This is a genomic window from Amycolatopsis sp. NPDC049868 (genome assembly GCF_044461365.1).
Lineage (GTDB): Bacteria > Actinomycetota > Actinomycetes > Mycobacteriales > Pseudonocardiaceae > Amycolatopsis.
The window spans coordinates 221,619-246,602 of sequence record NZ_JBITKV010000010.1 but is presented as its reverse complement, the minus strand read 5'-3'; the positions used below and the strand labels follow the sequence as shown (position 1 = coordinate 246,602).

Annotated in this window: 22 protein-coding genes; 8 read left to right on the top strand and 14 right to left on the bottom strand. The window is 69.7% G+C overall.

Annotation, left to right across the window (positions count from 1 at the left end; genetic code table 11):
* Position 1 precedes the first annotated feature (1 nt).
* The 3 genes from ACIBTM_RS33785 (at position 2) to ACIBTM_RS33775 (ending at position 2,228) form a co-directional block, all read left to right on the top strand.
* A complete protein-coding gene (locus tag ACIBTM_RS33785; RefSeq protein WP_395881193.1) occupies positions 2 to 865 on the top strand; it encodes a MaoC/PaaZ C-terminal domain-containing protein in 864 nt (287 codons plus the stop codon).
* A gap of 52 nt (positions 866 to 917) precedes the next feature.
* Positions 918 to 1,667: a class I SAM-dependent methyltransferase gene (locus tag ACIBTM_RS33780; protein ID WP_395881306.1), complete on the top strand. Its 750-nt coding sequence runs from the start codon at positions 918 to 920 to the stop codon at positions 1,665 to 1,667.
* Positions 1,668 to 1,766: 99 nt separating this feature from the next.
* Positions 1,767 to 2,228, top strand: coding sequence for a riboflavin kinase (locus ACIBTM_RS33775; RefSeq protein WP_395881192.1), 462 nt, complete (start codon positions 1,767 to 1,769; stop codon positions 2,226 to 2,228).
* On the opposite strand, the gene ACIBTM_RS33770 is transcribed toward ACIBTM_RS33775, so the two are convergent.
* The 7 genes from ACIBTM_RS33770 to ACIBTM_RS33740 form a co-directional block, all read right to left on the bottom strand.
* Positions 2,225 to 2,794 carry a DUF5134 domain-containing protein gene (locus tag ACIBTM_RS33770; RefSeq protein ID WP_395881191.1) on the bottom strand — a complete coding sequence of 190 codons (570 nt, stop codon included), beginning with the start codon at positions 2,792 to 2,794 and terminating at the stop codon, positions 2,225 to 2,227. The genes ACIBTM_RS33775 and ACIBTM_RS33770 overlap by 4 nt on opposite strands.
* A gap of 73 nt (positions 2,795 to 2,867) precedes the next feature.
* Positions 2,868 to 4,037, bottom strand: a complete 1,170-nt coding sequence (locus ACIBTM_RS33765; RefSeq protein WP_395881190.1) for a lipid-transfer protein — start codon at positions 4,035 to 4,037, stop codon at positions 2,868 to 2,870.
* The gene (locus ACIBTM_RS33760) at positions 4,037 to 4,432 is read right to left on the bottom strand and encodes a MaoC family dehydratase (protein ID WP_395881189.1); all 396 of its coding nucleotides are present in this window, start codon (positions 4,430 to 4,432) and stop codon (positions 4,037 to 4,039) included. Before ACIBTM_RS33760 ends, ACIBTM_RS33765 begins: the two co-directional genes overlap by 1 nt.
* A complete protein-coding gene (locus ACIBTM_RS33755; RefSeq protein WP_395881188.1) occupies positions 4,429 to 5,346 on the bottom strand; it encodes a bifunctional MaoC family dehydratase N-terminal/OB-fold nucleic acid binding domain-containing protein in 918 nt (305 codons plus the stop codon). Before ACIBTM_RS33755 ends, ACIBTM_RS33760 begins: the two co-directional genes overlap by 4 nt.
* A complete protein-coding gene (locus ACIBTM_RS33750) occupies positions 5,343 to 6,515 on the bottom strand; it encodes an acyl-CoA dehydrogenase family protein (RefSeq protein ID WP_395881187.1) in 1,173 nt (390 codons plus the stop codon). Before ACIBTM_RS33750 ends, ACIBTM_RS33755 begins: the two co-directional genes overlap by 4 nt.
* 2 nt (positions 6,516 to 6,517) lie before the next feature.
* Entirely contained in the window at positions 6,518 to 7,582 is a 1,065-nt protein-coding gene (locus ACIBTM_RS33745) for an acyl-CoA dehydrogenase family protein (RefSeq protein WP_395881186.1), read from the bottom strand.
* A gap of 88 nt (positions 7,583 to 7,670) precedes the next feature.
* The gene (locus tag ACIBTM_RS33740) at positions 7,671 to 9,062 is read right to left on the bottom strand and encodes a wax ester/triacylglycerol synthase family O-acyltransferase (RefSeq protein WP_395881185.1); all 1,392 of its coding nucleotides are present in this window, start codon (positions 9,060 to 9,062) and stop codon (positions 7,671 to 7,673) included.
* A gap of 66 nt (positions 9,063 to 9,128) precedes the next feature.
* On the opposite strand from ACIBTM_RS33740, the gene ACIBTM_RS33735 reads away from it, so the two are divergent.
* A complete protein-coding gene (locus tag ACIBTM_RS33735; protein WP_395881184.1) occupies positions 9,129 to 10,376 on the top strand; it encodes an alpha/beta hydrolase in 1,248 nt (415 codons plus the stop codon).
* Positions 10,377 to 10,481: 105 nt separating this feature from the next.
* Here ACIBTM_RS33735 and ACIBTM_RS33730 read toward each other — a convergent pair whose 3' ends face one another.
* From ACIBTM_RS33730 to ACIBTM_RS33720, 3 genes are all read right to left on the bottom strand, one after another.
* Entirely contained in the window at positions 10,482 to 11,666 is a 1,185-nt protein-coding gene (locus ACIBTM_RS33730) for an SWIM zinc finger family protein (protein WP_395881183.1), read from the bottom strand.
* Positions 11,666 to 14,431 carry a DEAD/DEAH box helicase gene (locus ACIBTM_RS33725; protein ID WP_395881182.1) on the bottom strand — a complete coding sequence of 922 codons (2,766 nt, stop codon included), beginning with the start codon at positions 14,429 to 14,431 and terminating at the stop codon, positions 11,666 to 11,668. The genes ACIBTM_RS33730 and ACIBTM_RS33725 overlap by 1 nt, the downstream gene beginning before the upstream one ends.
* A 115-nt stretch (positions 14,432 to 14,546) precedes the next feature.
* The gene (locus ACIBTM_RS33720; protein WP_395881181.1) at positions 14,547 to 16,622 is read right to left on the bottom strand and encodes an acyl-CoA dehydrogenase family protein; all 2,076 of its coding nucleotides are present in this window, start codon (positions 16,620 to 16,622) and stop codon (positions 14,547 to 14,549) included.
* A gap of 145 nt (positions 16,623 to 16,767) precedes the next feature.
* On the opposite strand from ACIBTM_RS33720, the gene kstR reads away from it, so the two are divergent.
* On the top strand, positions 16,768 to 17,415 hold the full coding sequence (kstR, locus tag ACIBTM_RS33715) for a cholesterol catabolism transcriptional regulator KstR (RefSeq protein ID WP_395881180.1): 648 nt from the start codon (positions 16,768 to 16,770) through the stop codon (positions 17,413 to 17,415).
* A 60-nt stretch (positions 17,416 to 17,475) separates the two neighbouring features.
* On the opposite strand, the gene ACIBTM_RS33710 is transcribed toward kstR, so the two are convergent.
* The 3 genes from ACIBTM_RS33710 to icmF are packed head-to-tail and all read right to left on the bottom strand — an operon-like array spanning position 17,476 to position 22,587.
* Positions 17,476 to 18,465: a TIGR03557 family F420-dependent LLM class oxidoreductase gene (locus tag ACIBTM_RS33710; protein ID WP_007033688.1), complete on the bottom strand. Its 990-nt coding sequence runs from the start codon at positions 18,463 to 18,465 to the stop codon at positions 17,476 to 17,478.
* Positions 18,462 to 19,307 (bottom strand): LLM class F420-dependent oxidoreductase, encoded by an 846-nt coding sequence (locus ACIBTM_RS33705; RefSeq protein WP_395881179.1) that lies wholly within the window; start codon positions 19,305 to 19,307, stop codon positions 18,462 to 18,464. Before ACIBTM_RS33705 ends, ACIBTM_RS33710 begins: the two co-directional genes overlap by 4 nt.
* 43 nt (positions 19,308 to 19,350) lie before the next feature.
* Positions 19,351 to 22,587, bottom strand: coding sequence for a fused isobutyryl-CoA mutase/GTPase IcmF (gene icmF / locus ACIBTM_RS33700; RefSeq protein ID WP_395881178.1), 3,237 nt, complete (start codon positions 22,585 to 22,587; stop codon positions 19,351 to 19,353).
* Between the two features lie 135 nt (positions 22,588 to 22,722).
* Between icmF and ACIBTM_RS33695 the strand changes: the two genes are divergently transcribed.
* The 3 genes from ACIBTM_RS33695 (at position 22,723) to ACIBTM_RS33685 (ending at position 24,375) form a co-directional block, all read left to right on the top strand.
* Positions 22,723 to 23,061 carry an ArsR/SmtB family transcription factor gene (locus tag ACIBTM_RS33695; protein WP_395881177.1) on the top strand — a complete coding sequence of 113 codons (339 nt, stop codon included), beginning with the start codon at positions 22,723 to 22,725 and terminating at the stop codon, positions 23,059 to 23,061.
* Entirely contained in the window at positions 23,054 to 23,707 is a 654-nt protein-coding gene (locus ACIBTM_RS33690; protein ID WP_395881176.1) for a DUF899 domain-containing protein, read from the top strand. Before ACIBTM_RS33695 ends, ACIBTM_RS33690 begins: the two co-directional genes overlap by 8 nt.
* A gap of 110 nt (positions 23,708 to 23,817) precedes the next feature.
* Positions 23,818 to 24,375: a dihydrofolate reductase family protein gene (locus tag ACIBTM_RS33685; RefSeq protein ID WP_395881175.1), complete on the top strand. Its 558-nt coding sequence runs from the start codon at positions 23,818 to 23,820 to the stop codon at positions 24,373 to 24,375.
* Between the two features lie 37 nt (positions 24,376 to 24,412).
* On the opposite strand, the gene ACIBTM_RS33680 is transcribed toward ACIBTM_RS33685, so the two are convergent.
* A complete protein-coding gene (locus tag ACIBTM_RS33680; protein WP_007033694.1) occupies positions 24,413 to 24,976 on the bottom strand; it encodes an ATP/GTP-binding protein in 564 nt (187 codons plus the stop codon).
* Positions 24,977 to 24,984 lie beyond the last annotated feature (8 nt).

The window sequence follows — 24,984 nt, the reverse complement described above, 5'->3', positions numbered from 1 at the left end:
CGTGCCCATCGATCCTTCGGTCGCGATCGGCGCCGACCTCGGCGAGGTGAGTTTCGCCTGGACCGCGTCGGACGTGCAGCTCTACCACCTGGCACTGGGCGCCGGCGCCGACCCGATGAGCCCGCGCGAACTGCGCTACACCTACGAAGACGGCCTCCAGGTGCTGCCGACGTTCGCCACCGTGGCGGCGAACCTGCGCGTGTTCGAGCCACCCGCTGTCTCGTTCCCCGGCGTCGAGGTCGACCTCGGGAAGGTGTTGCACGGCAAGCAGGAAGTGATCGCGCACCGGCCCATCCCGGTCTCGGGGAAGGCCGTGGCGCGGACGCGGATCGTCGACGTCTTCGACAAGGGCAAGGCGGCCGTGATCGTGAACGAGACGGTCGCCACCGATTCGGACGGGACTCCTCTGTGGACACTGCGGTCGAGCATCTTCGCTCGTGGTGAAGGAGGTTTCGGCGGCGAACGCGGCCCGTCCGACCGGGCAGAACCCCCGTCGCGGGAGCCGGACGCCGTCATCGACACCCCGACGCTGCCGCAGCAGGCGCTGCTCTACCGGCTCTGCGGGGACCGGAACCCCCTGCACGCCGATCCCGCGTTCGCCGCGGCGGCCGGGTTCGACAGGCCGATCCTGCACGGTCTGTGCACCTACGGCGTCATCGCGAAGGCGGTCACCGACGAATTCCTCGACGGCGACACCGCCCGCGTCGCGTCGTTCTCGGCCAAGTTCGCCGGTGTCGTCTTCCCCGGCGAACCGCTGCGGACCCGGGTCTGGCGCGAGCCCGCCGGGCTGCTGATCGCGACCACGGCGCCGGACCGGGACGACGCGCCCGTCCTTTCCGACACTTTCTTGACCACGACAGACTGAATCATCGTTCCCGCAGGTAGCGGCTCTGGCTAGACTCGGCCGAGTGCGCCCCTTGATCTCGGACCCGTATGCCGAACTCGGCCGGGACTACGCGCGATCGAGACGGCCGGACCCCCGTGTCGCCGCCGCCATCACCGCGGCCCTCGGCGACGCCCGCTCGGTGGTCAACGTCGGGGCCGGAGCCGGTTCCTACGAGCCGGAAGACCGCGACGTGGTGGCCGTCGAGCCGTCACGGCGGATGATCGCGCAGCGTCCGGCCACGGCGGCCCCCGCCGTCCAGGCCTGCGCGGAAGGGCTGCCCTTCGCCGACTGCGCCTTCGACGCCGCGCTGGCGGTGCTCACCGTCCACCACTGGACGGACGTGACCGCCGGGCTGGCCGAGTTGCGGCGCGTCTCCCGTCGCCAGGTGATCGTGACCTGGGATCAGGCGGTGTTCGCGCGGTTCTGGCTGGTGCGGGACTACCTGCCGGAGATCGCCGAACACGAGAGCAGGCTGGCCTGCCTGGACCGGGTCGTCGAAGAACTGACCGCGGCGGGCCCGGCACCGGCGGTGGCTCCGCTGCCGGTGCCGTCGGACTGCGTCGACGGATTCCTCGGCGCGTATTGGCGCAGGCCGGAGGCCTACCTGTCCGAACGCGTGCGCGCGGGGATGTCCGGGGTGGCCCTGCTGGACCAGAACGTCGTCGCGACGGCGGTCGAGCGGCTGCGCGCCGATCTCGCGGACGGGCACTGGCACCGGCACCACGTCGGGCTGCTCGGCCGGACGGAACTCGATCTGGGCTACCGGCTCGTCATTACGTGACCGAGTACACAGTGGACACTCTCGCGGCGTGAACGGCGGTCGACCTCGGGAGCGAGGCATGGTATTCATGGCTCTCGTGACGGCAGGGACGGGAGCGGCATGACGACGGAGTACTTCGTGGTCCGTGGCCAGGTGGAGAAGGGCGATCAGCGGGGCAGGGAACTGGGCTTCCCGACCGCCAACATCGCGCTGCGCGACCAGGACGGCCAGGTCGGCGACGGAGTGTGGGCGGGCTGGGCCGAACGCGCCGACGGCACCCGGATCGCGGCTGCGGTCTCGGTCGGCAGGCGGCCGACCTACTACGGCGCGGACGGCTACCGGCTCGTCGAGGCGCATCTGCTGGACTTCAGCGGCGACCTCTACGGCGAGGTGCTGACCGTATGGCTGGGCCACCACCTGCGCGAGCAGGAGGCATACCCGTCGTCGGAGGCGCTGATCGTCGCGCTCAACAAGGACATCGCCGACGCTCGCAAGTGGGCCGAGGAGAATCCGGCCGGCGGTTTGCCGGACGCGGGTGCCGCGGAAGCCGGTGTCGTGCGGCGCGTCCCGCTCGGTTCCTAGACCGCCGCGCCCAGCAGCATGTAGCCCATGCCGAGCCCCATGATCACCCGGCACACCCGCCGCGACGTCTGACCGGAGGCCGAGGCGCCCCGCGTCGCCAGCACCCCGGCGCGCACGGCGTCCGCCGCGAAATACGCGGCCACGGCACCGAAGATCAGCGAAAGCCACAACGCGGAAGTGCCACCGGGGCCGGACATCACCAGCCACGGCCCGTGGGTCACCTCGCTGTGCGGCATGAACGTCACCATGAACAGCATCGCGACGGCGGAGACGGCGTGATGCCCGCACGACGAGTGCCCAGAGCGCCGCCCCTTCCACCACGAGACGGCGAACCAGCCGGCGGTCAGCGCCAGCACCGCCTGCCAGCCCGCCGCCGGGATCGGGCCGCCCACCGGGGACAGCATCGCGACCATGGCGACGACGAGCAGCAGTTCGGCCAGGTCGCCGTTGCGGACCGCCGCGCCCTGCCTGCCGTAGTCCAGCCGGACGAGTCTCAGCACGCAGGGCAGGACGAGCGCGGCGAACACCGCGGTCAGGGTCCACGCGACGACGATCGGTCCAGACATGGCACCTCCCGGCCGGTAACCCTTTCACCGTGGCAGGTACCGCTCTAGTACACCATCGGGCATTGAGGTGATCTCAGCCCGCGGTCAGGACCAATCCGCTCGTGGGTACGCCGGTGCCGGCGGTCACCAGCACGCGCGCGGCCCCGTCGACCTGGTTGACGGCGTCGCCCCGGAGCTGCCGGACCCCTTCGGCGATCCCGTTCATCCCGTGGATGTAGGCCTCCCCCAGCTGCCCGCCGTGCGGGTTGAGCGGGAGCTTCCCGTCCAGTTCCAGGGTGCCCCCGCCGATGAAGTCCTTGGCCTCGCCCTTCCCGCAGAAGCCGAGTTCTTCCAGCTGCATCAGGACATAAGGGGTGAAGTGGTCGTACAGCACGGCGAGGTCCATGTCGCCGGGGCCCAGCCCGGACTGCTCCCACAGCTGCCGTCCCACCACCCCCATCTCGGGCAGCGCCGGCAGATCGTCGCGGTAGTAGCTGGTCATCACGTACTGGTCCGGCCCGCTCCCCTGCGCGGCCGCCGCGATCACGGCGGGCCGGTGCCGCAGATCGCGCGCCCGCTCGGCGCTGACGATCACCAGGGCGACCCCGCCGTCGCTCTCCTGGCAGCAGTCCAGCAGGTGCAACGGTTCGGCGACCCAGCGGGAGGCCTGGTGCTCTTCGAGCGTGATCGGCTTGCCGTAGAACCACGCCTGAGGGTTGGTCGCCGCGCGGGCGCGGTCGACGACGGCCACCCGGCCGAAGTCCTCACTGGTCGCGCCGTACTCGTGCATGTAGCGCCGGGCGAGCATGGCGACGGTCGCCGCCGGGGTCGCGATGCCCATCGGATAGTGGAACGCGTTGTCGACGCCGGACGAGTTCACCTGCCCCGCCGCGGCCGAGGACACCTGACCGAACCGCATCCCCGACCGTTCGTTGAACGCCCGGTACGCGACGACGACGTCCGCGACCCCGGTCGCGACGGCCATCGCGGCCTGCTGCACGGTCGCGGCCGCGGCCCCGCCGCCGTAATGGATCCGGCTGAAGAACTTGAGTTCGGGGATGGCCAGTTCCCGCGCGACGGCGATCTCACTGTTGCCGTCCATGGTGAACGACACCAGACCGTCCACATCGGACGGATCGAGCCCGGCGTCGCTCAGCGCGCTCGAAACCGCTTCCGCCGCCAGCCGCAGTTCACTGCGCCCGGAATCCTTCGAGAACTCCGTCGCACCGATCCCGGCGATGGCCGCCCGTCCGGAGAGGGTCATCACTCGCCTCCCAACGTGATCGCCACGGTGCCCACCACGTGCTCGCCGAGACCGTCCACACCGGACACCGAGACCACGACGTCGTCACCGTCCCGTTCCGTGACCCGGCCGGTGAAGGTCAGCGTGTCGTAGGCGTAGCAGGGCACACCGAGCCGGATCTTGATCGATCGCACGAACGCCTCCGGGCCCGCCCAGTCGGTCACGAACCGTTGCACCAGGCCGGTGTCGGTGAGGATGTTGAGGAAGATGTCCTTCGAGCCGCGCTGGACGGCGGCGTCGCGATCGTGGTGGACGTCCTGGAAATCCCGCGTCGCCAGCGCGGTGCTCACCACGAACGTCGGGGTGGCCTCGATCGTCAGGGGCGGCAGCTCGGTGCCGACCGAACAGTCCTTCATCGCGCGACCCTCCAAGCGGGCAACGTCAGTTCCTCGTCGATCTTCACGAAGGCCGCCTCCACCGGGAGTCCGATGTGGACGGTCTCGGGATCGGCGTCGAGCAGCTCGCCCATCACCCGGACGCCCTCCTCCAGTTCGACGAGCGCGACCACGAACGGCAGATCCTTGCCGGGGACCTTCGGATGGTGGTGCACCACGTAGCTGTAGACCGTTCCGCGGCCGCACGCGACGACATAGTCCGGCTTGGCGTCGAAATCACCGTCCGGCGGCATGGGCCCGGGCGGATGCCGCAGCGTCTCGCCCCACCGCTGGATCCGCAGCTCCCCTTCCCGCAGACCCGCCCAGAAGAACTCCGTGTCCTTGCTGATCACCGGCCGTAGCACGGGCGCGGCCGCCGCCTTGGCGGGCGCGGCACCCGGCGGACGGAACTTCAGCACCCGGAACACCATGTCCGCGACGGCCTCGTCGCCGACGTACCAGGTGGTCTTCGTCGTCACGAACCAGCCTTCGCCCAGCGCGGTGCGTTTGGGCCCGACCACGCTTTCGAGTTTCGCGGTCGCGGCGACGCGTTCGCCGTGCCGCAGATACCGGAAGTAGTTCTGTTCGGAGTTCGTCGCGACGACCGAGGTGAACCCGGCCTCGTCGAGCACCTCCATCATCGCACCGAGCGGATCGTCCGACGCCCTCGTCCCGTGCAGCCCGCCCATCGTCCACACCTGCGCCATCGCGGGCGGCGCGACGAGTCCCTTGTGGACACTCGTGGCGGCGAACTCCTCGTCGACGTACACGGGATTGCGGTCGCCGATGGCTTCGACCCAGTTGTTCACCATCGCCTGGTTGACCGCGTCACGCGCGGCCCTCGGCGCGGATTCCCCGCGCGCGGCGATCCGTTCGGCCGCCTCTTGGATGCTCATCGCGGCACCCTCGGCAAGCCGAGCCCCGCGGTGGCGATCAGCTCGCGCTGGATCTCGCTGACGCCGCCGCCGAAGGTCAGCACCAGATTGCGTTTGGCCACCACGTCCAGCCATTGCGCCAGTTCCGCGGTTTCGGCGTCGGCCTGGTCGCCGTGTCGCGCCACGATCTCCTCCAGTTTCCTGGTCAGCCGCTGGATGCGCTCGGAGCCGACGATCTTGGTGGCCGACGCGTCGGCCACCGCCACCGGTCCGGTCGCCGACGACGCCGCGACCTGCCAGTTCAGCAGTTCGTTGATCCGGGCGGTCGCCAGGGTTTCGGCGAGTACGGCCCGGACGTCGGGCAGCTGGAGCAGCGGCGTCCCGTCCGGGGTCTTCCTCGACGCCGCCCACTCGCGGACGCGGTCGTGGAGACCGCCGATCCGCCCGGCGGGGCCGAGCATGACGCGTTCGTGGTTCAGCTGCGTGGTGATCAGCCGCCAGCCCTCGTTCTCCTTGCCCACCAGCATGTTCGCGGGCACCCGGACGTCCGAGTAGTAGGTGGCGTTCACGTGGTGGGCGCCGTCGCAGGTGATGATCGGCGTCCACGAATAGCCCGGGTCGCGGGTGTCCATGATGAGGATGGAGATCCCCTTGTGCCTGGGCGCGGCGGGATCGGTGCGCACGGCCAGCCAGATGTAGTCGGCGTCGTGCCCGCCGGTGGTGAAGATCTTCTGGCCGTTGACGACGTACTCGTCCCCTTCGCGCACCGCCGTCGTGCGCAGGGCCGCCAGATCCGTTCCCGCGTCGGGTTCGGTGTAACCGATGGCGAAATGCACCTCACCCGCGAGAATCTTGGGCAGGAACAGGGATTTCTGCTCCTCGGTGCCGAACGCCTGCAAAGTGGGCCCGACGGTTTGCAAGGTCACCGACGGCAGCTGGACGTCGGCCCGGGCGGCCTCGTCGACGAAGATATGCTGCTCGATCTCGCCGAAGCCCCGGCCGCCGTATTGTTCCGGCCAGCCGACGCCGAGCCGGCCGTCACGGCCCATCCGGCGCACGATCTCCCGGTACACCGGCCCGTGCCGCTCCCGCAGCATCGCGCGCCGCTCGTCGGCGCTCACCAGCCCGGCGAAGTACTCACGCAGTTCGGAGCGCAACTCGTGTTGCGCCGCGGTCAGTTCGATCAGCATTCTCACCCCGCCACCAGTTCGCCCAGAGCGGCCAGCCGATGCGAGGCGCCGCCGAGCGTTCGTCCCAGATCCTTGACCGCCGACGAGAACCGGTGCAGCGGATACGTTTCGTCCACGCCGATCCCGCCGTGCAGGTGATGGCAGACGGCCAGCGCCGCGGGCGCCTCCTCCGCCAGCCAGTAGGCCGCGATGTCGAGCTCCGCGTCGGCGTCGAGCCCCGCCGCGAGCCGCCAGACCGCCGACCGCGCGGCCAGCTGGACCGTCCTCGAAGCGACGTAGACGTCCGCGATCTGTTGCGCCACCGCCTGGAACGCCGCCAACGGGCGCCCGAACTGCTCGCGTTCGCCGACGTGTTTCGTGGTCAGCGCGAGCGCGCCGGCGAGCAGCCCGTCGCCGAACGCCACGGCGCCCGCGAGCGCGAACCGGTGCAGCGTGGCGATCGACTCGCCAGGGCCGTGCCCGTTGAGGAGATCGGCGTCGGTGACGGTCACCGAATCCAGCGTCATCGTGTAGTCCGGTGTGCCGGAAGAGGTTCTCGTCGGACTCAGGGTCACGCCGTCCGCGCGCGGATCGACGAGGAAGACTCCGGAGCCACCGGGCAGCGAGGCGGGCGTCAGGATCCGGGTCGCTTCCGCCGCGAACGGCACGCCGACCTTGACCCCGCTCAGCCGCCAGTCCCCCGCCGATTCCGCGACGGTCGCGGGCCGGGCGGTGAACGGCGCGGAAGGTTCGTGCAGCGCGGCGGTGAGCACGGATTCACCGGCGGCGACCGGCGGGAGCAGCGCCGAACGCTGGTCCGGCCCGCCGAGCGCGGCGACCGGCAGGACACCGAAGGCCAGCGACGCCAGCCCCGGCGCCGTCGAGGCGACACGGCCGAGTTCGGTCAGCACCAAGGCGACTTCGGCGACGCCCAGGCCGTCGCCGCCGAGTTCGGCGGGCAGCGCCAGTGCGAGCAAACCGGCGTCGGCCAGCGCACGCCACGCGTCCGCGGGCTCACGCTCCTTGCCGAGCACGCGCGCGGCCAGCGCGGTGACCTCGGTCTGCGTCTCGTCGAACTGGAAGTCCACACTGGCTCCTCACCGGGGCGAACGGGCACAATATTGAAACCTGTTCTAGTCTTAACCGGAAGGAGCCGCGACGGCAAGGGGGGAGGATCTAGGAGGTGGCCTCGATCAGTTCCGCGAGCGCGTCGGCGAAGTGGTCGGCGAGCGGCCACAGATCACCGGTGAGTTCGCGCGCGCCGAGCAGGCCGACGTCGACCCTGCCCGCGTTGGACAGCACGGTGATGTTGAGCCCGGCGCCGTGGAACACCGGTCCGAGCGGGTAGAGCCCGGTGATCCGGCAGCCCAGCAGGTACAGCGGCATCGGCGGACCGGGCACGTTGGAGACCACCAGGTTGTGCACCACCGGATGCCGTTCGGCCAGCCGCAGCGCGGAATACGCGCGAACCGCGAGCCCGAACATGGTCGCCGCCGAGAACTGCGCCCAGTCCTGGAGCATGTCCGCGTCGATGTCGTGGTGATGGTCCTTGGACAGCCGGTTCGACTCCGCGAGCATGAACACGCGCGCGGCGGGATCCTCCAGATGGGTGGGCAGCGACGCGAAGAACGCCGAGACCTTGTTGTTCCCGTGCTCGCGTTCGGTGCGTCCGTGTACCGAGACCGGAACGGTCGCCACCAGCGGATCCTCCGGCAGTTCGCCGCGATCTCGCAGGAACTGCCGCAGGGCGCCGGCGACCACGGCGAGGACGACGTCGTTGACGGTCACCCCGAAGGCGTTCTTGATCCGCTTGACGTCGTCGAGGTCGAGAGAGGCATAGGCGACGCTGCGGTGCGCGGTGATCGTCCCGTTGAACGACGTCCGCGGCGCCGTGAACGGGACCGGCATTCCCTTGCCCTGCAACGCTTTGCCCAGCCACCTCGGCACGAGTTCGAGCAGGCCGGGGAGCAGTTTCGCCACCTCGACCGGACGTTTCGCGAACGACGTCAGCCCAGCGCCGAACAGCGCGCGCCTGCCGGGAACGTCCGCGTTGCGGCGTTCGTCCTGTGCGATCTCCGGCGGCGGGGCGTCCGGTTCGAGCCCGGCGAGAGAGGCGATGAGGCTGGCGCCGCCGACCCCGTCGACGCTGGCGTGGTGCATCTTCAGCAGGACCGCGATCCCGCCGTCCGCCAGGCCTTCGATGACGTACAACTGCCAGAGCGGCTGCGTCCGGTCCAGCCGTTGTCCCGCGATGTGGGCGCAGAGTTCGGCGAGTTCCCGCCGGTCACCGGGCGCGGGTACGCCGATGCGGTGAACGTGGGCTTCGAGGTCGAAGTCGTCGTCCTCGACCCAGACCGGATGCGCCAGGTTCCAGAGTGGATTGTGCAGCTTGCGCCGGAACGCCGGGATCAGCTCGACCCGTTCGGCCAGTTTCTCCTTGAAGCGCTCGAAATCGTAGCCACCGGGCATGGTCGAACCGTCCAAGGTGAGCAGCCCGCACACGTGCAGTACCTGGGCAGGTGTCTCCAGGTAGAGAAAACTCGCGTCCAGACCACTCAATCTCTGCATGAGAATCACCTTAAGTGAACTTTGCAACCCGTTCTAGGTGGTCACCCGGCGGTAGGATCGGTGGCCATGCAGCCGAGTTTCGTCCTCCGCCAGGCACTCCAGCTCGCGCTCACCGCGAACGCGCTGAAGCCGCCGAGAGGTGCCCGGACGGCGGTCCCGGCGTTCTTCGCGGGCTGGCTCACCGGGGAACTCGCCCCGCATCTGCTCGCGCTCACCGCGGCCGACGCGGCGGCACACGTCGCCCGGCACCGCGGCGGGTCGAGCAAGATCGGGCTCGCCCTCGCGGCGGCGTCGGCGGCCGGGCTCGGCACGCTGATCGCGCAGTCCCAGCGAGCGCGCGGCGAGATCGAGACAGCGCTGACCGAAGGCATCGGCGAGGCGTACGCCGACGAACTCGAGCACCCGCCGAGCCCGACCGACCTCGCGACTCCGTGGGGCCAGCTGGCCATGCCGTTCCGCATGCGCGACCCCGAGGTCCGGCGGACCCGCGACATCGCCTACGCGCCCGGCGGGAAGCGGTTCCTGCTCGATGTCTACGCCCCGCGCGAACCGGTCACCGGCGCGCCGATCCTGCTCCAGGTGCACGGCGGCGCCTGGGTGATCGGCAACAAGGACCAGCAGGGCCTGCCGCTGATGCTGCACATGGCCAAACGCGGCTGGATCTGCTTCGCGATCAACTACCCGCTCTCCCCCGCCGCCCGCTGGCCCGCGCATATCGTCGCCGCGAAACGCGCGCTGGCCTGGATCCGGGAGAACGCCGAGGCCTACGGCGGCGACCCGTCCTTCGTCGCCGTCACCGGCGGATCCGCGGGCGGGCACCTCGCCGCGCTGCTGGCACTGACCGCCAACGACCCGGCACTGCAGCCCGGCTTCACCGAAGCCGACACGAGCATCCAGGCGTGCGCCCCGCACTACGGCGTGTACGACTTCGCCGCGACCAGCGGACGACGCTCCAGCCAGACCCGGCTGAAAACGCTCATCGCCCGGCACGTCTTCGAGGCGGACCGGGATCCGGTGAACTTCCTCGACGACTACATCGCGGCATCCCCGCTCGACCGCATCACCGAGGACGCGCCGCCGTTCTTCGTCATCCATGGCGTCCACGATTCGCTGGTTCCGGTGGGCGAAGCGCGCGAATTCGTGCGGCGCCTGCGGGACAAGTCCCAGCATGAGGTCGCGTATGCGGAGATCTCCGGCGCGCAGCACGCCTTCGACGTCTTCCCCTCGATCCGCAGCGCCCATGTGGTGCGTGGGGTGGAACGGTTCCTGGAATGGAGTTACCGCACCTGGCGGCGGCGCCAGGGCACCTCGTAGTGGGTCCCTCCAAGTACATGAAGGCCCCCTTCCTTGCGCTAGACGCAAGGAAGGGGGCCTTCATGTACTGCAGCTGCGAGCGAAGGGCAGCGGTGGGGCATGAGGTCAGGGTGGATAGATCACGTCGGTCGGCCGGGCGGAAGACGGGCCGTCGACCCGCCAGCCTTCGCCGTCGCGCACGAACCGGTACCACCGTTCGTCACGGCCGTAGCGCAGTTGCAGATCGCCCTGGGTGATCCGGTTCCGCCAGGTCTTGGGCTCTCCCGGCAATCCCGACTCGGCGAGGTCCGCCCTGGCCTGGGCGAGCGGCGCCTGCCCCGGCCGCCACACCTCCCGGACCACCGTCATCCCGCCCCTGCCAGCCTCACGCCAGGCCTGCGCCCACAGGGCCAGATCCCGCACCGCCACCCCGGCCGCTTCGGCGAGCTCGGCGACCAGGTGCGGCTCGCTCGCCGCCGCGCGGCGCGCGAGGTCTTCCTCGAACGTCAGCTCCACTTCCCGCTCGGGCCCCATGACCAGCAGCTCCCAGGCCCTCGCGGCGGCGTCGGCGGCCAGCTCGACGAACATCTCCCCGCTCCAGCCGGTGCGATGCGGCGGGTCGAGGTCGAGGACCGCGGGCGGCCCGACCGTGCCCGGGACGGCGGGCCGCGGCGGCAGCGCGGCGATCCGCCGGGTGTAGGCCCGCCTCGGGTCCACCCCGGGCGCTGCGGGGGCGCGCACCCGCTTGCCCGGCTCGCTCGCGGGCGCGCGGCGGGACCGCAGTTCCGCGAGCACGGCCTCCCTCGGCCTGCCGCGCAACAGGAACAGCACGAACGGATCGGCGTCCACCTCGTCCGCGACCAGGTAGTACACCGCGGCGACGTGTTTGCACGGGTTCGCGCTGTCCGGGCAGGAGCACTTCGGGCGCAGATCGCCGGGGCCGGGCAGCAGATCCGCGCCGGCGGTCCGCGCGTCCTCGGCCAGCTCGCCGGGCAATTCGCCGTCGAGGAGGGCGGCGACGTGCCCGAGCCGCGAGCCGACCATGCCGAGCAGGCTCTCCCACTGCGGCTCGGTGAACGCCCGCATGTGGATGGTCACCCGGTACGGCACCGCCCGGCTGCCCTGCACCCAGGCCGTCACCTCGCCCGCGCCGACCGCGAGCTTGCTGACGGTGCCCTTCCGCGCGTACGTCCGGCCTCGCGGCAGGCGGTTCGGGTCGAGTTTGGCGCGCTCCTCCAGTGCCTCGACCCACGCCTTGCCCCACCACGTGTTACCGAAGGTGCGCCGTTTCCGGCCGGTCACGCCGGGCATCACGTTTCCCCGAGCCGGACCAGATCGGCCAGTTCGTCGTCGGACAGCTCGGTGATCCAGTCCTCACCCGCGCCGATGACCGCGTCGGCCAGCCCGCGTTTGGTCTCCAAAACCTTGGCGATGCGCTCTTCGAGCGTGCCTTCGGCGATCAGCCGGTGCACCTGGACCGGCCGGTCCTGCCCGATCCGGTACGCGCGGTCGGTGGCCTGGTCCTCGACGGCCGGGTTCCACCAGCGGTCGTAGTGGATCACGTGGGTGGCCTTGGTCAGGTTGAGCCCGACCCCGCCCGCCTTGAGCGAGAGCAGGAACACCGGCACCTCGCCGGCCTGGAACCGGGCGACCATGTCCTCCCGGACCTTGGGCGTGCTCGATCCGGACAGCAGCATCGTCGGCAGCCCGCGTTCGGCCAGGCGTTTCTCCAGCAGGCGGCACAGCTGGACGTACTGGCTGAACACGAGCACGCTGTCGCCCTCGTCGAGGATGACGTCGAGCAGCTCTTCGAACGCGGCGAGTTTGCCGGACCGGCCGTGCAGCACCCCGGGTTCCTTGAGGTACTGCGCCGGGTGGTTGCAGATCTGCTTGAGCTCGGTGAGCAGTTTGAGCACCTGCCCACGCCGGGCCACCCCGTCCAGTTCGCGGATCATCGCGAGGTTCTCCCGGACCACGGCCTCGTACAGCGTCGTCTGTTCGGCGGTGAGCGGGACGAACCGGTCGGTCTCGGTCTTGCGCGGCAGCTCGGGGGCGATATCCGGATCGGTCTTCTTGCGGCGCAACAGGAACGGCCGGACCGTCGTGGCCAGCCGTTCGGTGGCGGCGACGTCACGGTCGCGTTCGATCGGGCGGGCGACCTTGCGGCGGAACCCGTCGAGCGAACCGAGCAGGCCCGGCGTCGTCCAGTCGATGATGGACCACAGTTCGGTGAGCCGGTTCTCCATCGGCGTCCCGGTCAGCGCGACCTTCGCGGCGGCCGGGATCTTCCGCAATTCCTTGGCGGTGGCCGAAAGCGGGTTCTTGACGTGCTGCGCCTCGTCGGCGGCGATCATCCCCCAGTCCACTTCGGACAGTGCTTCGCGATCGCGGCGGAGCACGCCGTACGTGGCGAGCACGACCTCGTCCGGCGCGACCTCGTCGAGATGCCGTCCGCCACCGTGGAACCGGCGCACCGGGATATCCGGCGCGAACCGGGCGAACTCGCGTTCCCAGTTGCCCAGCAACGACGTCGGGCACAGGACGAGCGTGGGGCCCTCGCCGCGCGGGCGGCGGTGCAGATGCAGGGAGATGAGCTGGATCGTCTTGCCGAGCCCCATGTCGTCGGCGAGGCAGGCGCCGAGACCGAGCCCGGTCATCGTCGCCAGCCAGCCGAGTCCCGCCTTCTGGTACGGCCGCAGGGTGGCCCGCAGTCCGGCCGGCTGCTCGATCGGTTCCGCGGCGCTTTCGCGGATTCGCTGGAGCAGCCCCGTCAGCGCCGAAGGGGCGGTGAACTCGACCTTTTCGCCGTCCAGCTCCAGTTCCCCGGTGAGCGCCGCGGCCAGCGCCTCGGCCCCGGACAGCTTCTTCGCCCGGTGGGCGCGCACCTTGGCGATCAGCCGCGCGTCGACCTTGACCCATTTGCCCCGCAGCCGCACCAGCGGCCGCTTCGCCTCCGCGAGCGCGGTGACCTCGGCGTCGGTGAGGTCCTCGCCCCCGAGACTCATCCGCCAGCGGAACCGCAGCAGGCTCTTGAGCGTGAACTCGGGCCCGGTGACGCTGCCCGGAGCCTGCGTCGCGCTCGCCTTCGCCTTGAGCTCGCCCGCGAAGAGGTCTTTCGGCCACTGCACCTCGATGCCGGCACCGCCCAGCGCCGCGTCCCCGTGGGTCAGCAGGTCGACGACCTCGTCGTAGTCCAGCGCCAGTCCGGTCGGCGCGGCGGACTGGAGCATGCGGCCGAGCGGCGCCCATGCCCTGGCACCTCGGCGCAGACCGAGCAGCAGTTGCGTCTCGACCTGCTCACCCATGCGTTCCAGCACCGCCTCCGGCGCGTCCCACAGTGTCGCCGCCTCGACGATCAGGCTCGGGTCGGCGGCGCTCCGCACGGCGAGGACGGCCTCGAACGCGGGCTCGTCCTCGGGGTCTTCAGGTTCATGGACCTCCATGCGCAGGACGAGATGCGCGCCCTGGGCCTGCCGGGCGCTCAGTTCCGCCAGCCACGCGGCGCCGTCCGGCCCGACCAGTGTCGGCTGGGCGGCCGCGAACGCCGGACCGCCCGCCGCGACGCTCGCGGCGGGCGTGCGGACCAGCACGTCCGCCGTCGCGTCCCAGAGCGCGCGGATCAACGACTCCGGCGAATGCAGCCGGATCCGCTTCAGCCCGGACAACGGCAGCGCGTGCGCCTCGGGCGGCAGCGCGGCGGCGAGCCCGCGCAGCATCTCCTCGTCGGCGACGTCGAGCGGGCCGACCCGCCACGAATCCACCCCGCCGGGTGAGGCCGCGGGCAGCAGCCTGCCGCGGGCGATGAGGTTCACCCCGGCCTCGGCGACGGCCGACCACGCGGCGATGGCCGGGCTCAAGTCGCCCTCCGCGGTGAGCAGCCGCGGAATCGCGCGTGACAACGGGACGAGCGCCGCGTCGACCTTCGTGCGCCGGAAGACCTTGCCCGCCGGAAGCACGAGTTCGATCGCGGTGTCACCCGCTACGCCGTCTCCCCAGAGCGCCAGCACTCCGTCCCGCGGGGGATCCGAGGGGACGAAGGTGGCTTGGGTTCCTGTGCCGAACTCCACGACCCGCACGCTAGAGCACGGGACCGACATCCCTCGGGCGGCGGTGCTATGAACGGTCCGTTCCTTGCAAATTTTGCAAGGAACGGACCGTTCATAGCGCGCGGAACGGGCGTGACAGGGACGTTCAGGACCGGGGCAGCCCCAGCAACCGCTCGGCCGTCAGCGACAACAGCACCTGAGTCGTCCCGCCCGCGATGCTGAGGCACCGGGTCAGCAGGAACTCGTGCTGCGCCGGGTCGCCGTCCACGAGAGCGCGCTCACCGAGCGACTCCAGCGCGAACTCCGCCACCGCCTGCCGATGCCGCACGCCCAGCAGCTTGCGCACACTCGACTCGGCGCCCGGGTCTTGCCCGTCGAGCCGCCGCAACGTCGCCCGCAGGTCCAGCACCGAACACGCGCTGCCGTCGGCGATCAGCGCACCGAGTCCCTCCAGATCGGCGCCCTCCCCCGAAGTGGCGAGCAGGTTCTCGACGCCCTCTCCCACCGCCGAGCCGCTCCCGAGGGCGACCCGCTCGTTCGCCAGCGTCGTCCGCGCCAGCCGCCAGCCGCCGTCGACCTCCCCGACCACCATCTCGTCCGGGACGAACACGTCGTCGAGGAACACTTCGTTGAAGACGGCGTCGCCGGTGATCTCGCGCAGGGGCCGCGTACTGATCCCGTCGGCGGTCATGTCGACCAGGAAGTAAGTGATCCCCTTGTGTTTCGGCGCGTCCGGATCGGTACGCGCCAGGCAGATCCCCCAGTCGGCTTCGCGCGCGAGCGAGGTCCACACCTTCTGGCCGTCGAGCAGCCATCCGCCCTCGACGCGCCGGGCCGTCGTGCGCAGCGACGCGAGATCCGAACCCGCCCCCGGCTCGCTGAACAGCTGGCACCAGGTGATCTCACCGCGCAAGGTGGGTACGGCGAACCGTTCGCGCTGCGCCGGGGATCCGTGTTCCAGCAACGTCGGCACGGCCCAGCCGCCGATGACCAGATCCGGACGGCGGACACCCGCGCCGTCGAGCGCGGCGTCGATCCGCAGTTGCTCGGCGGCCGTGGCTCCCCTGCCGTACGGTGCCGGCCAATGCGGGGCCAGCAGCCCCGAATCGGCCAGCGCTACCCGCCGCTCCGGCTCGGGCAGGGCGGCGATTTCGCCGACCAGGTCACGAAGTCCGGCGTCCTCACCGACGTCGACGCCCAAGGTCCGGCGATCACCGCGCAGCGCGAGTTCGGCCGCGCGACGGCGCCAGCGGGCGGAACCGCCGAGCCACTGCCGCAGGGCGACGGCGCGGCGCAGGTAGAAGTGCGCGTCATGCTCCCAGGTGAATCCGATGCCACCGAGGACCTGGATGCAGTCCTTCGCGTTGGCCACGGCCGCGTCGAGCGCGTAGGCCGCCGCCGTCGCGGCCGCGAGGGAGTGCTGCGCGGGGTCTTCGGCCGCCCTCGCCGCGTCCCACGCGAGCGCGTCGGTGGCTTCGGCCCGGCACAGCATTTCCGCACACAGATGCTTGATCGCCTGGAACGACCCGATGGGACGGCCGAACTGCTCCCGGACCTTCGCGTACTCGACAGCGGTCCGGAGGCACCATCGGGCGATCCCCGCCGCTTCGGCGGCACCGAGCGTGGCGGCGTAGGCGTCCACCGGCAGTGCCTCGAAAACCGCTTCGGCCCGCACCTTTTCGCATTGGACCCGGCCGACCGGCCGCGAGAGGTCGAACGGCTCGCTCCGCTCGATGTCCATTCCGGACGCTCCGGGCGCGACGAGCGCGGAGACGGCGCCGTCGGAAACGAGCGTCCACGCCGACGGGTGAACGTCGAGCGATGGCCCCGACTCGCCGTCGACCACCGAATCCGCGATTCGGAAACCGTTGCCGAGCACCACGGCCAGCTGTTCGGTCCCGTCCGCGAGACCGGGCAGGATCTCCTTGGCGGTCTGGGGAACCGTCGCGAGCAACGCTCCACCCAGCACCGTCCCGAGAACAGGGCCGGGTACGAGCGCTTCGGCCGCTTCGGCGAGTCCGGCGGCCAGATCGGCGAGCGTGCCACCGGCGCCGCCGACGTCTTCGGGAATCGCCACGCCGAACAGGCCGAGTTCGGCCAGCCCTGGCGGCGGCTCGGCGATCCGGCCACTTCGGACGGCGTCGACGGGACGGGCCGAGGCCGCCCAGGCGCGGATCGACGCGGCCAAGGCCGCCTGTTCTTCGGTGAGCGCGATCGACACGGGTGAGACCTCCTCGCCGGACCTACCCGCGAGTGTAGAACGTGTTACAGTTTCTTGCCCAGTGGGTCACGTCTTGAACAGTTCGTCCGCTTAGGTACGCTACGTGAGGAAAGTGGAACAAGTTCCGGCGAAGGGGGACGTGGCGATGCCAGGGAAGGCCAAGACGCCCACGAGCGCGAAGGCGCGAAGCGGCAACGGTCTCTCCGCGCTGGGCGGCGAGGAACTCGGCTCCGCGGCCCAACGCGACCGGCGGCGCCGCATCATCGACGCGACCCTGACGCTCGCCGCGAAGGGCGGGTACGACGCCGTCCAGATGCGGGCCGTCGCCGAGAAGGCGGACGTCGCGCTCGGCACGCTGTACCGCTACTTCCCCTCGAAGATCCACCTGCTGGTTTCCGGGCTGGCCAGGGAATTCGAGCGCGCGCAGGAGAAACTCGACCGCGCGGCCATCCCCGGCGACACCCCGAGCGAGCGGCTGATGTTCGTCCTCGGCCGCAACACCCGGCTGATGCAGCGGGATCCGCACCTGACCGAAGCGATGGTCCGCGCGTTCATGTTCGCCGACACGACCGCGGCCGCCGAGGTCGAACAGGTCGGGCGGCTGATGGAGAACATGTTCGCCAAGGCCATGGGCATCGAGGACCCGACCGAGGCCGATCGCGACATCTTCCACGTCATCGCCGACGTCTGGATGGCGAACCTGGTCGCCTGGGTGACGCGGCGCGCGTCGGCGGCGGATGTCGCGAACCGGCTGGAACTGTCGGTGCATCTGCTGCTGGACAAGAACGTCTGAACGCTATGAACGGGACGTTCCTTGCAAATTTCGCAAGGAACGTCCCGTTCATAGCGCACGCTAGGCGGTGAGCTTCGGCAGCACGTCCCGCCCGAAGGTCTCGATGAACTCGTCCTGGTTCCGCCCCACGTTGTGGATGTAGATCCGGTTGAAGCCGGCGTCGACGTATTTCTGCAGCGCCGCGCGGTGCACGTCCGGGTCGGACGAGACCACCATGCGCCCCTCGAAGTCCTCACGCCGCACCAGTTTCGCCATCTGCGCGAAGTCGAACGGCGAGCGGATGTCGGCCTTCGGGAACTTCATGCCGCCGTTGGGCCACTGGTCGAGCGCGTTGGCCCATGCCGTCTCGTCGTCCTCGGCCCACGACAGGTGCACCTGCAGCAGCTTCGGCATCGAGTCCGGGTCCTTGCCCGCCTTGCGCGCGCCGGTGCCGAAGTTGTCGAGGATCCCCGCCAGCTTCTCGATCGACGCGCCCGGCGTGATCAGCCCGTCCGCGAGTTCGCCGGTCTTGCGCGAGGTGTACGGACCGGCCGACGCGATGTAGATCGGCGGCGGCTCGTCCGGCAGCGTCCACAGCCGGGTCGTGTGCAGCTTGAAGAACTCGCCGCTGTGCTTGACATCCTTTCCGGTGAACAGCTTCCGGATGACCTCCAGCGCCTCGAACATCCGCCGCACACGCTCCGGCGCTTCGGGCCAGTAGCCGCCGATGATGTGCTCGTTGAGCGCTTCGCCGGACCCGATACCGAGCCAGGTCCGGCCCGGGTAGGTCGCCTCCAGCGTCGCCGCGGCCTGCGCGACCATCGACGGGTGCAGCCGGAACGACGGGCACGTCACGCCCGGCCCGAGGTCACCCGTGGTGTTCTCCGCCAACGACGCGAGCACGCTCCACACGAAGGACGCTTCACCCTGTTGAGGGACCCACGGCTGGAAGTGGTCGGCCGCCATCTGCCCGGAGAACCCGTGCTGTTCGGCCAGCGCGGCCAGCCGGATCGACTCGCGAGGCGAGAACTGCTCCAACGCCGCGGCCAAGCCGATTTGAACCTCAGTCACGCCTGCTGCCCCTTTCGAAAGCTCTCGGCGACCTTCGCGAACTGGTCGAGTAGTTCCAGTGTCGCCGCTTCGGGCTCGGTCGGCAGGAAGAGCGTCGCCTCGTCGACGCCGCCCTCGACGAGCTTGGCCAGCGCGTCCTCTTCCGGGGTGGCGCCGAAGGCCGAGAACTTGATGTCGCCGCGCCCCTGGTCGGCCAGCCACTGACGTGCCCGGCGGAGCTCCTCCGGCGGGGTGTGCGCGTGCGGCAGCCACCCGTCGCCGTACTTGGCGATCCGCTCCATCGCCTTCTGCCCCGCGCCACCGATGTAGATCGGCGGATGCGGTTTCTGCACCGGCTTCGGCCACGCGAAGATCGGGTCGAAGTCGACGTGCTCGCCGTGGAATTCGGCCTCGTCCTTCGTCCAGATCTCCTTCAGCGCGGCGAGTTGCTCGTCGACGAGCGCGCCGCGGGTGCGCGGATCCGTGCCGTGATTGCGCATTTCCTCCCGGTTCCACCCGACGCCGACGCCGAAGACGAACCGGCCTCGCGAAACCAGGTCCAGCGAAGCGACCTCTTTCGCCGTGTGGATGACGTCGCGCTGCTGAAGCAACGCGACGCCCGTCCCCAGCTTCAGGGTCGACGTGGCCCCGGCGGCCGCCGTCAGCGCGACGAACGGGTCCAGGGTCCGGTAGTACACGCGCGGCAGCTCGCCGCCGCCCGGGTACGGCGTTTCCCGGCTGACCGGGATATGCGAATGCTCCGCGATGTGGAGCGAGCTGAATCCGCGCTCTTCGGCTGCTGCGGCGAGGACGTCCGGCCTGATGCCTTCATCGGTGACGAAGGTGGCGATTCCGATCTCCATGTCCAGCAACTACCCGGACACGCCCCGCGATATTCCCGCGCCGCTACACGTTGCGCCGGTACTGCCCGCCCACCTCGAAGAACGCCTCGGTGATCTGGCCGAGCGAGCACACCCGGGCCGCGTCCATCAGGACACCGAACAGGTTGCCGCCGCGGGTCGCGGCCTCGCGCAGCGTCTTGAGCGCGACCTGTGCCTCGGCCTGGTGGCGGTGCTGGAAGTCCTCGAGCCGCTCCAGCTGCGAACGCTTCTCGTCCTCGGTCGCCCGCGCGAGTTCGACCTCGACGTCGTTCTCGCCGCCGTTCGGGTTGCGGAAGGTGTTGACGCCGATGATAGGCAGCGTGCCGTCGTGCTTCTGGCGTTCGTAGAGGATCGACTCGTCCTGGATCTTGCCGCGCTGGTAGCCGGTCTCCATCGCGCCCAGCACGCCGCCGCGCTCGGAGATCCGGTCGAATTCCAGCAGCACGGCCTCTTCGACCAGGTCGGTCAGCTCGTCGATGATGAACGAGCCCTGCAACGGGTTCTCGTTCTTCGACAGGCCCCACTCCTTGTTGATGATCATCTGGATGGCCATCGCGCGCCGCACCGAGCTCTCCGACGGCGTGGTGATCGCCTCGTCGAAAGCGTTGGTGTGCAAGGAGTTCGCGTTGTCGTAGAGCGCGCACAGCGCCTGCAGCGTGGTGCGGATGTCGTTGAAGCTCATCTCCTGCGCGTGCAGCGACCGGCCGGAGGTCTGCACGTGGTACTTGAGCTTCTGCGAACGCTCGTTGGCGCCGTAGCGCTCCCGCATCGCGACCGCCCAGATCCGGCGCGCGACCCGGCCCAGCACCGAGTACTCGGCGTCCATGCCGTTGGAGAAGAAGAACGACAGGTTCGGCGCGAAGTCGTCGATGTTCATCCCGCGCGCGAGGTAGCTCTCGACGTAGGTGAAGCCGTTCGACAGGGTGAACGCCAGCTGCGAGATCGGGTTCGCCCCGGCCTCGGCGATGTGATAGCCGGAGATCGACACCGAGTAGAAGTTCCGGACGCCGTGCTCGATGAACCATTCCTGGATGTCGGCCATCATGCGCAGGCTGAACTCGGTGGAGAAGATGCAGGTGTTCTGCCCCTGGTCCTCCTTGAGGATATCCGCCTGCACGGTGCCGCGGACGTTGCGCAGCGCCCATTCGCGCAGTTCGGCGGCCTCGGTTTCGGACGGCTCGCGGCCGTGTTCGGCCTTGAACGCCTCGACGCGCTGGTCGATCGCGGTGTTGAGGAAGAACGCGAGGATCGTCGGCGCCGGCCCGTTGATCGTCATCGACACCGACGTGCTCGGCGAGGTCAGGTCGAAGCCGTCGTAGAGCACCTCCATGTCCTCCAGCGTCGCGATGGAGACGCCCGAGGTGCCGACCTTGCCGTAGATGTCGGGGCGGGTGTGCGGGTCGTGCCCGTACAGCGTCACCGAGTCGAAGGCAGTCGAAAGGCGCTTCGCGTCGGAATCGGCCGACAGGAGCTTGAACCGCTTATTGGTCCGGAACGGGTCGCCCTCGCCGGCGAACATCCGCGCCGGGTCCTCGCCCTCGCGCTTGAACGGGAAAACGCCCGCGGTGTAGGGGAAGTATCCGGGCAGGTGCTCGCGGCGCAAGAACGACAGCAGCTCGCCGGATTCGGTGTAGCGCGGCAGCGCCACGCGCGGGATCCGGTTGCCGGACAGCGTGTCGCGCCAGAGCTGGGTGTGCAGTTCCTTGTCGCGGATCTTCACGACGAGCTCGTCGGCGCGGTAGGACTCGGCGAGCTCCTGGAAGCGGGCGAGCAGGTTCGCCGATTCACCGTCCACATCGGACTCGGCGGCGGCGAGCAGGCCGTCGAGCGCGTCGGTGCTCGCGTCGACGGCGGTCAGCGCCTCCTTGGCGGCGGCGAGGTGCTCGCGTTTGCGCAGCGCGGCGACCTGCTGCTCGGTCTTGGCGTGGTAACCGCGGACGGTCTCGGAGATCTCCGCGAGATAGCGCGTCCGGTTGGCCGGGATGATCGTGCTGGCGTCGGTGGAGACCTTGCCTTCGACCTTCGGGAGCACACCCGCCGAAACGGTCAGCCCGCGTTCGGCGAGGGTGTCGCGCAGGTGCTGGTAGAGCGCGGTGACACCGTCGTCGTTGAACTTCGCGGCACTGGTGCCGTAAACCGGCATGTCCTCGGGCGAGGAGCTGAAGGCCTCGCGGTTGCGCACGAGCTGGCGCGCGACGTCGCGACGGGCGTCTTCGGCGCCGCGGCGCTCGAACTTGTTGATCGCCACCGCGTCGGCGAAGTCGAGCATGTCGATCTTCTCCAGCTGCGACGCCGCGCCGAACTCCGGCGTCATGACGTACAGCGACTGGTCAACGTAGTCGACGATGCCGGCGTCACCCTGGCCGATACCGGGCGTCTCGACGATCACGAGGTCGAAGCCCGCCGCCTTGCAGGCGAGGATGGACTCGGAGAGCCCGGTGGGGATCTCGCCGCTGGTGGTCCGCGTGGCGAGGGAACGGAAGTAGACCGGGCTGCCGTCGAGGCAGTTCATCCGGATGCGGTCGCCGAGCAGCGCTCCCCCGCCCTTGCGGCGCGACGGGTCGACGGCGAGCACGGCGATGCGGAGCTTGTCCTCCTGGTCCAGCCGGAAGCGGCGGATCAGCTCGTCGGTGAGCGACGACTTGCCGGAACCACCCGTCCCGGTGATGCCGAGCACCGGCACGGTCCGCGACTTGGCGGCCTCGGTGATCTTGTCGAGCAGGTCCCGCGGCAGCGACTCGCGCTGAAGCTGGGTGATGACGCGGGACAACGCCGGGATGTCACCCGAAAGCAGTTTGTCCAGCGAACCGGGCGACTGCGCCGCGAGGTCGGTGTCGCAGGCCTTGATCATCAGGTTGATCATGCCCGGGAGGCCCATCTCGTAGCCGTCCTCGGGCGAGAAGATCCGCGCGACACCCCGCGAGTGCAGCAGGTCGATCTCCTCGCGGACGATGACCCCGCCACCGCCGCCGAACACCTTGATATGCCCCGCGCCGCGCTCGTTGAGCAGCTCGACCAGGTAGCTGAAGTACTCGACGTGCCCGCCCTGGTAGGCACTGATGGCCACCCCCTGGACGTCCTCGGCGATGGCCGCGGTGGCGACCTCGTCGACCGACCGGTTGTGCCCGAGGTGCACGACCTCCGCGCCCTGCGACTGCAGGATCCGCCGCATGATGTTGATGGACGCGTCGTGCCCGTCGAAGAGGCTCGACGCCGTCACGAAGCGAACGGGGTTCACGGGCCGGTGCAGGTCGCTGCTCATCCCTCCAAAATACTAGGACTTCCTACTGTTTTAAACCCATCCTCTTGCGTGACGGCGCTCTCACTCGTCCTTGACAGATCAACTCGCACCAGTATATTCAACCTAAAGGTTAAACAACCGATTGATTGAGCAGCGATGACCACTGATCAGCTCAGCGCCACGTTCGCCGCCTTGGCGGACCCCACCCGGCGGGCGATCCTCGCCCGGCTGGCCACCGGCGAGGCCAGCGTCAACGAGCTGGCCGAACCCTTCTCGGTCAGCCTCCAAGCCGTCTCGAAACACCTCAAGGTCCTCGAACGCGCGGGCTTGATCAGCCGGAGCCGCACGGCGCAATGGCGGCCCTGCCGGCTGGAGGCCGCCCCGCTCGGCGAAGTCTCCGACTGGGTCGAGCACTACCGGCGCTTCTGGGAAGGCGGCTTCGACCGCATGGAAGAACACCTGGCCGAACTTCAGAAAGGCGAAACCGATGCCTGAGACCACCACACTGCCGTCGATCGTCTCGGCCGACGAGTGGCAGATCGCCCGAGACGCGTTGCTGGCCAAGGAAAAAGAACTCACCCGTGCCGCGGACGCGATCGCCGCCGAACGGCGACGGCTGCCGATGGTCCGCTTCGACAGCGGATACGAGTTCGAAGGCCCCCAGGGCAAGATGACCCTGCTGGACCTCTTCGAGGGACGACGTCAGCTGATCGTCTACCACTTCATGCTCGGACCCGGGCAGAAGGCGGGCTGCCCCGGCTGCTCGATGCTCGTGGACAACATCGGTCACCCCGCCCACCTGCACGCCCGCGACACCACGCTGTACGTGGTCGCGCCGGCGACGCTGCCTGAGATCGAGCGGTACAAGGAGCGAATGGGCTGGACCATGCCCTGGGTCTCGACCCTCGGCGACTTCAACCCCGACTGCGGTGTCGACGGCGGGTTCGGCATCAGCGTCTTCCTGCGCGACGGCGACGACGTGTTCCGGACCTACTTCACCACCGGCCGCGGCGCGGACCAGTTGGTGGGGACGCTGCGCTACCTGGACCTGACGCCACTCGGACGGCAGGAGGCCTGGGAGGAGGCCGGTCAAGGGACCGACGGCCCCGGGCACTGGTGGAAGCGCCACGACGAGTACTGACGCATTCAGTCCTCTGAATCCGGGGAGGGGATGTCGAGAACCCCGCGTCCGCTCCGACCCCTCGGTGTCCGGCGCCCGGAAGGCAGGCGCCACACCGAAGGGATCAAGCCATGCGCAAGCTCGTCTACGCCGTCCACACCTCGCTCGACGGCCGCATCGAAGGCCCGGGCGGCGAGTTCGACTGGGCGGAGATGGGCTCCGACCTGTCCGGCCACTCCAAGGAACTCACCGACCGCGCCGACACCCTCGTCTACGGGCGGCGGGTCTGGGAGATGATGTCGTCGTACTGGCCGGAGGCCGAGACGATCTCGGACCACCCGCACGACCTGGAGTACGCCCCGATCTGGCGTGAGACGCCGAAGATCGTGTTCTCCCGGACGCTGGACAAGGCCGGCTGGAACACCGAGGTGGTCGGCGGCGACCTCACCGAGCGGGTCACCGAACTCAAAGGCAGGCCCGGTAAGGATCTGCTGCTGATGGGCGGCGCCGGACTCGCCACCGCGCTGTCGGACCGCGGCCTGATCGACGAGGCCCACGTCGTCGTGCACCCGGTGGTACTCGGCGGCGGCAAGCAGGTGTTCGCGGGCGGAGTGCGCACGGACCTGCGGCTGACCGGCACCCGCACGATGGACGGGCGCGCGGTACTGCTCACCTACGAAAAGGCGTGAAACCTGGGCGGCAGCCCCTACGCTGCCGCCGTCAGGATCACCTCGCGTTGCTCGCCCGCAACGCGATCCACTGCCGCATCGCGTATTCGACCAGCGTGATCAGCGTCTGCTTCGTCGACTCCCGCTCCCGGGCGTCACACCGGACGATCGGGATGTTGGGGTCGATCGACAGCGCTTCACGCACGTCGTTGATGTCGTGCTCGAGGATGCCGTCGAAGGTGTTCACCCCGACGATGTAGGGCAGGCCCCGGTCCTCGAAGAAGTCGATCGGCGCGAACGAGTCGGCCAGCCGTCGCGTGTCGGCCAGCACCACGGCGCCGATCGCGCCGCGGACGAGGTCGTCCCACATGAACCAGAACCGCTGCTGCCCGGGCGTGCCGAACAGGTAGAGGATCAGGTCCGCGTCCAGGGAGACCCGGCCGAAGTCCATCGCGACCGTGGTGGTCGATTTGTTGGGCGTCTGGTCGAGGTTGTCGATCCCCCGACTGGCGTCCGTCATCATCGCCTCGGTGGTGAGCGGGACGATCTCCGACACCGAACCGACGAAGGTCGTCTTACCCGCACCGAAGCCACCCGCCACGACGATCTTCGCGGATGTCATGGTCGGGG

What these genes read in the sequence shown, in the direction of transcription:
- icmF (WP_395881178.1), bottom strand. Translation starts at nt 22,587, where the DNA reads ATGAGCAGCGACCTGCACCGGCCCGTGAACCCCGTTCGCTTCGTGACG.
- ACIBTM_RS33730 (WP_395881183.1), bottom strand. Translation starts at nt 11,666, where the DNA reads ATGCCCGGCGTGACCGGCCGGAAACGGCGCACCTTCGGTAACACGTGG.
- kstR (WP_395881180.1), top strand. Translation starts at nt 16,768, where the DNA reads ATGCCAGGGAAGGCCAAGACGCCCACGAGCGCGAAGGCGCGAAGCGGC.
- ACIBTM_RS33760 (WP_395881189.1), bottom strand. Translation starts at nt 4,432, where the DNA reads ATGAAGGACTGTTCGGTCGGCACCGAGCTGCCGCCCCTGACGATCGAG.
- ACIBTM_RS33695 (WP_395881177.1), top strand. Translation starts at nt 22,723, where the DNA reads ATGACCACTGATCAGCTCAGCGCCACGTTCGCCGCCTTGGCGGACCCC.
- ACIBTM_RS33750 (WP_395881187.1), bottom strand. Translation starts at nt 6,515, where the DNA reads ATGCTGATCGAACTGACCGCGGCGCAACACGAGTTGCGCTCCGAACTG.
- ACIBTM_RS33755 (WP_395881188.1), bottom strand. Translation starts at nt 5,346, where the DNA reads ATGAGCATCCAAGAGGCGGCCGAACGGATCGCCGCGCGCGGGGAATCC.
- ACIBTM_RS33685 (WP_395881175.1), top strand. Translation starts at nt 23,818, where the DNA reads ATGCGCAAGCTCGTCTACGCCGTCCACACCTCGCTCGACGGCCGCATC.
- ACIBTM_RS33740 (WP_395881185.1), bottom strand. Translation starts at nt 9,062, where the DNA reads ATGCAGAGATTGAGTGGTCTGGACGCGAGTTTTCTCTACCTGGAGACA.
- ACIBTM_RS33690 (WP_395881176.1), top strand. Translation starts at nt 23,054, where the DNA reads ATGCCTGAGACCACCACACTGCCGTCGATCGTCTCGGCCGACGAGTGG.
- ACIBTM_RS33705 (WP_395881179.1), bottom strand. Translation starts at nt 19,307, where the DNA reads ATGGAGATCGGAATCGCCACCTTCGTCACCGATGAAGGCATCAGGCCG.
- ACIBTM_RS33765 (WP_395881190.1), bottom strand. Translation starts at nt 4,037, where the DNA reads ATGACCCTCTCCGGACGGGCGGCCATCGCCGGGATCGGTGCGACGGAG.
- ACIBTM_RS33680 (WP_007033694.1), bottom strand. Translation starts at nt 24,976, where the DNA reads ATGACATCCGCGAAGATCGTCGTGGCGGGTGGCTTCGGTGCGGGTAAG.
- ACIBTM_RS33775 (WP_395881192.1), top strand. Translation starts at nt 1,767, where the DNA reads ATGACGACGGAGTACTTCGTGGTCCGTGGCCAGGTGGAGAAGGGCGAT.
- ACIBTM_RS33770 (WP_395881191.1), bottom strand. Translation starts at nt 2,794, where the DNA reads ATGTCTGGACCGATCGTCGTCGCGTGGACCCTGACCGCGGTGTTCGCC.
- ACIBTM_RS33735 (WP_395881184.1), top strand. Translation starts at nt 9,129, where the DNA reads ATGCAGCCGAGTTTCGTCCTCCGCCAGGCACTCCAGCTCGCGCTCACC.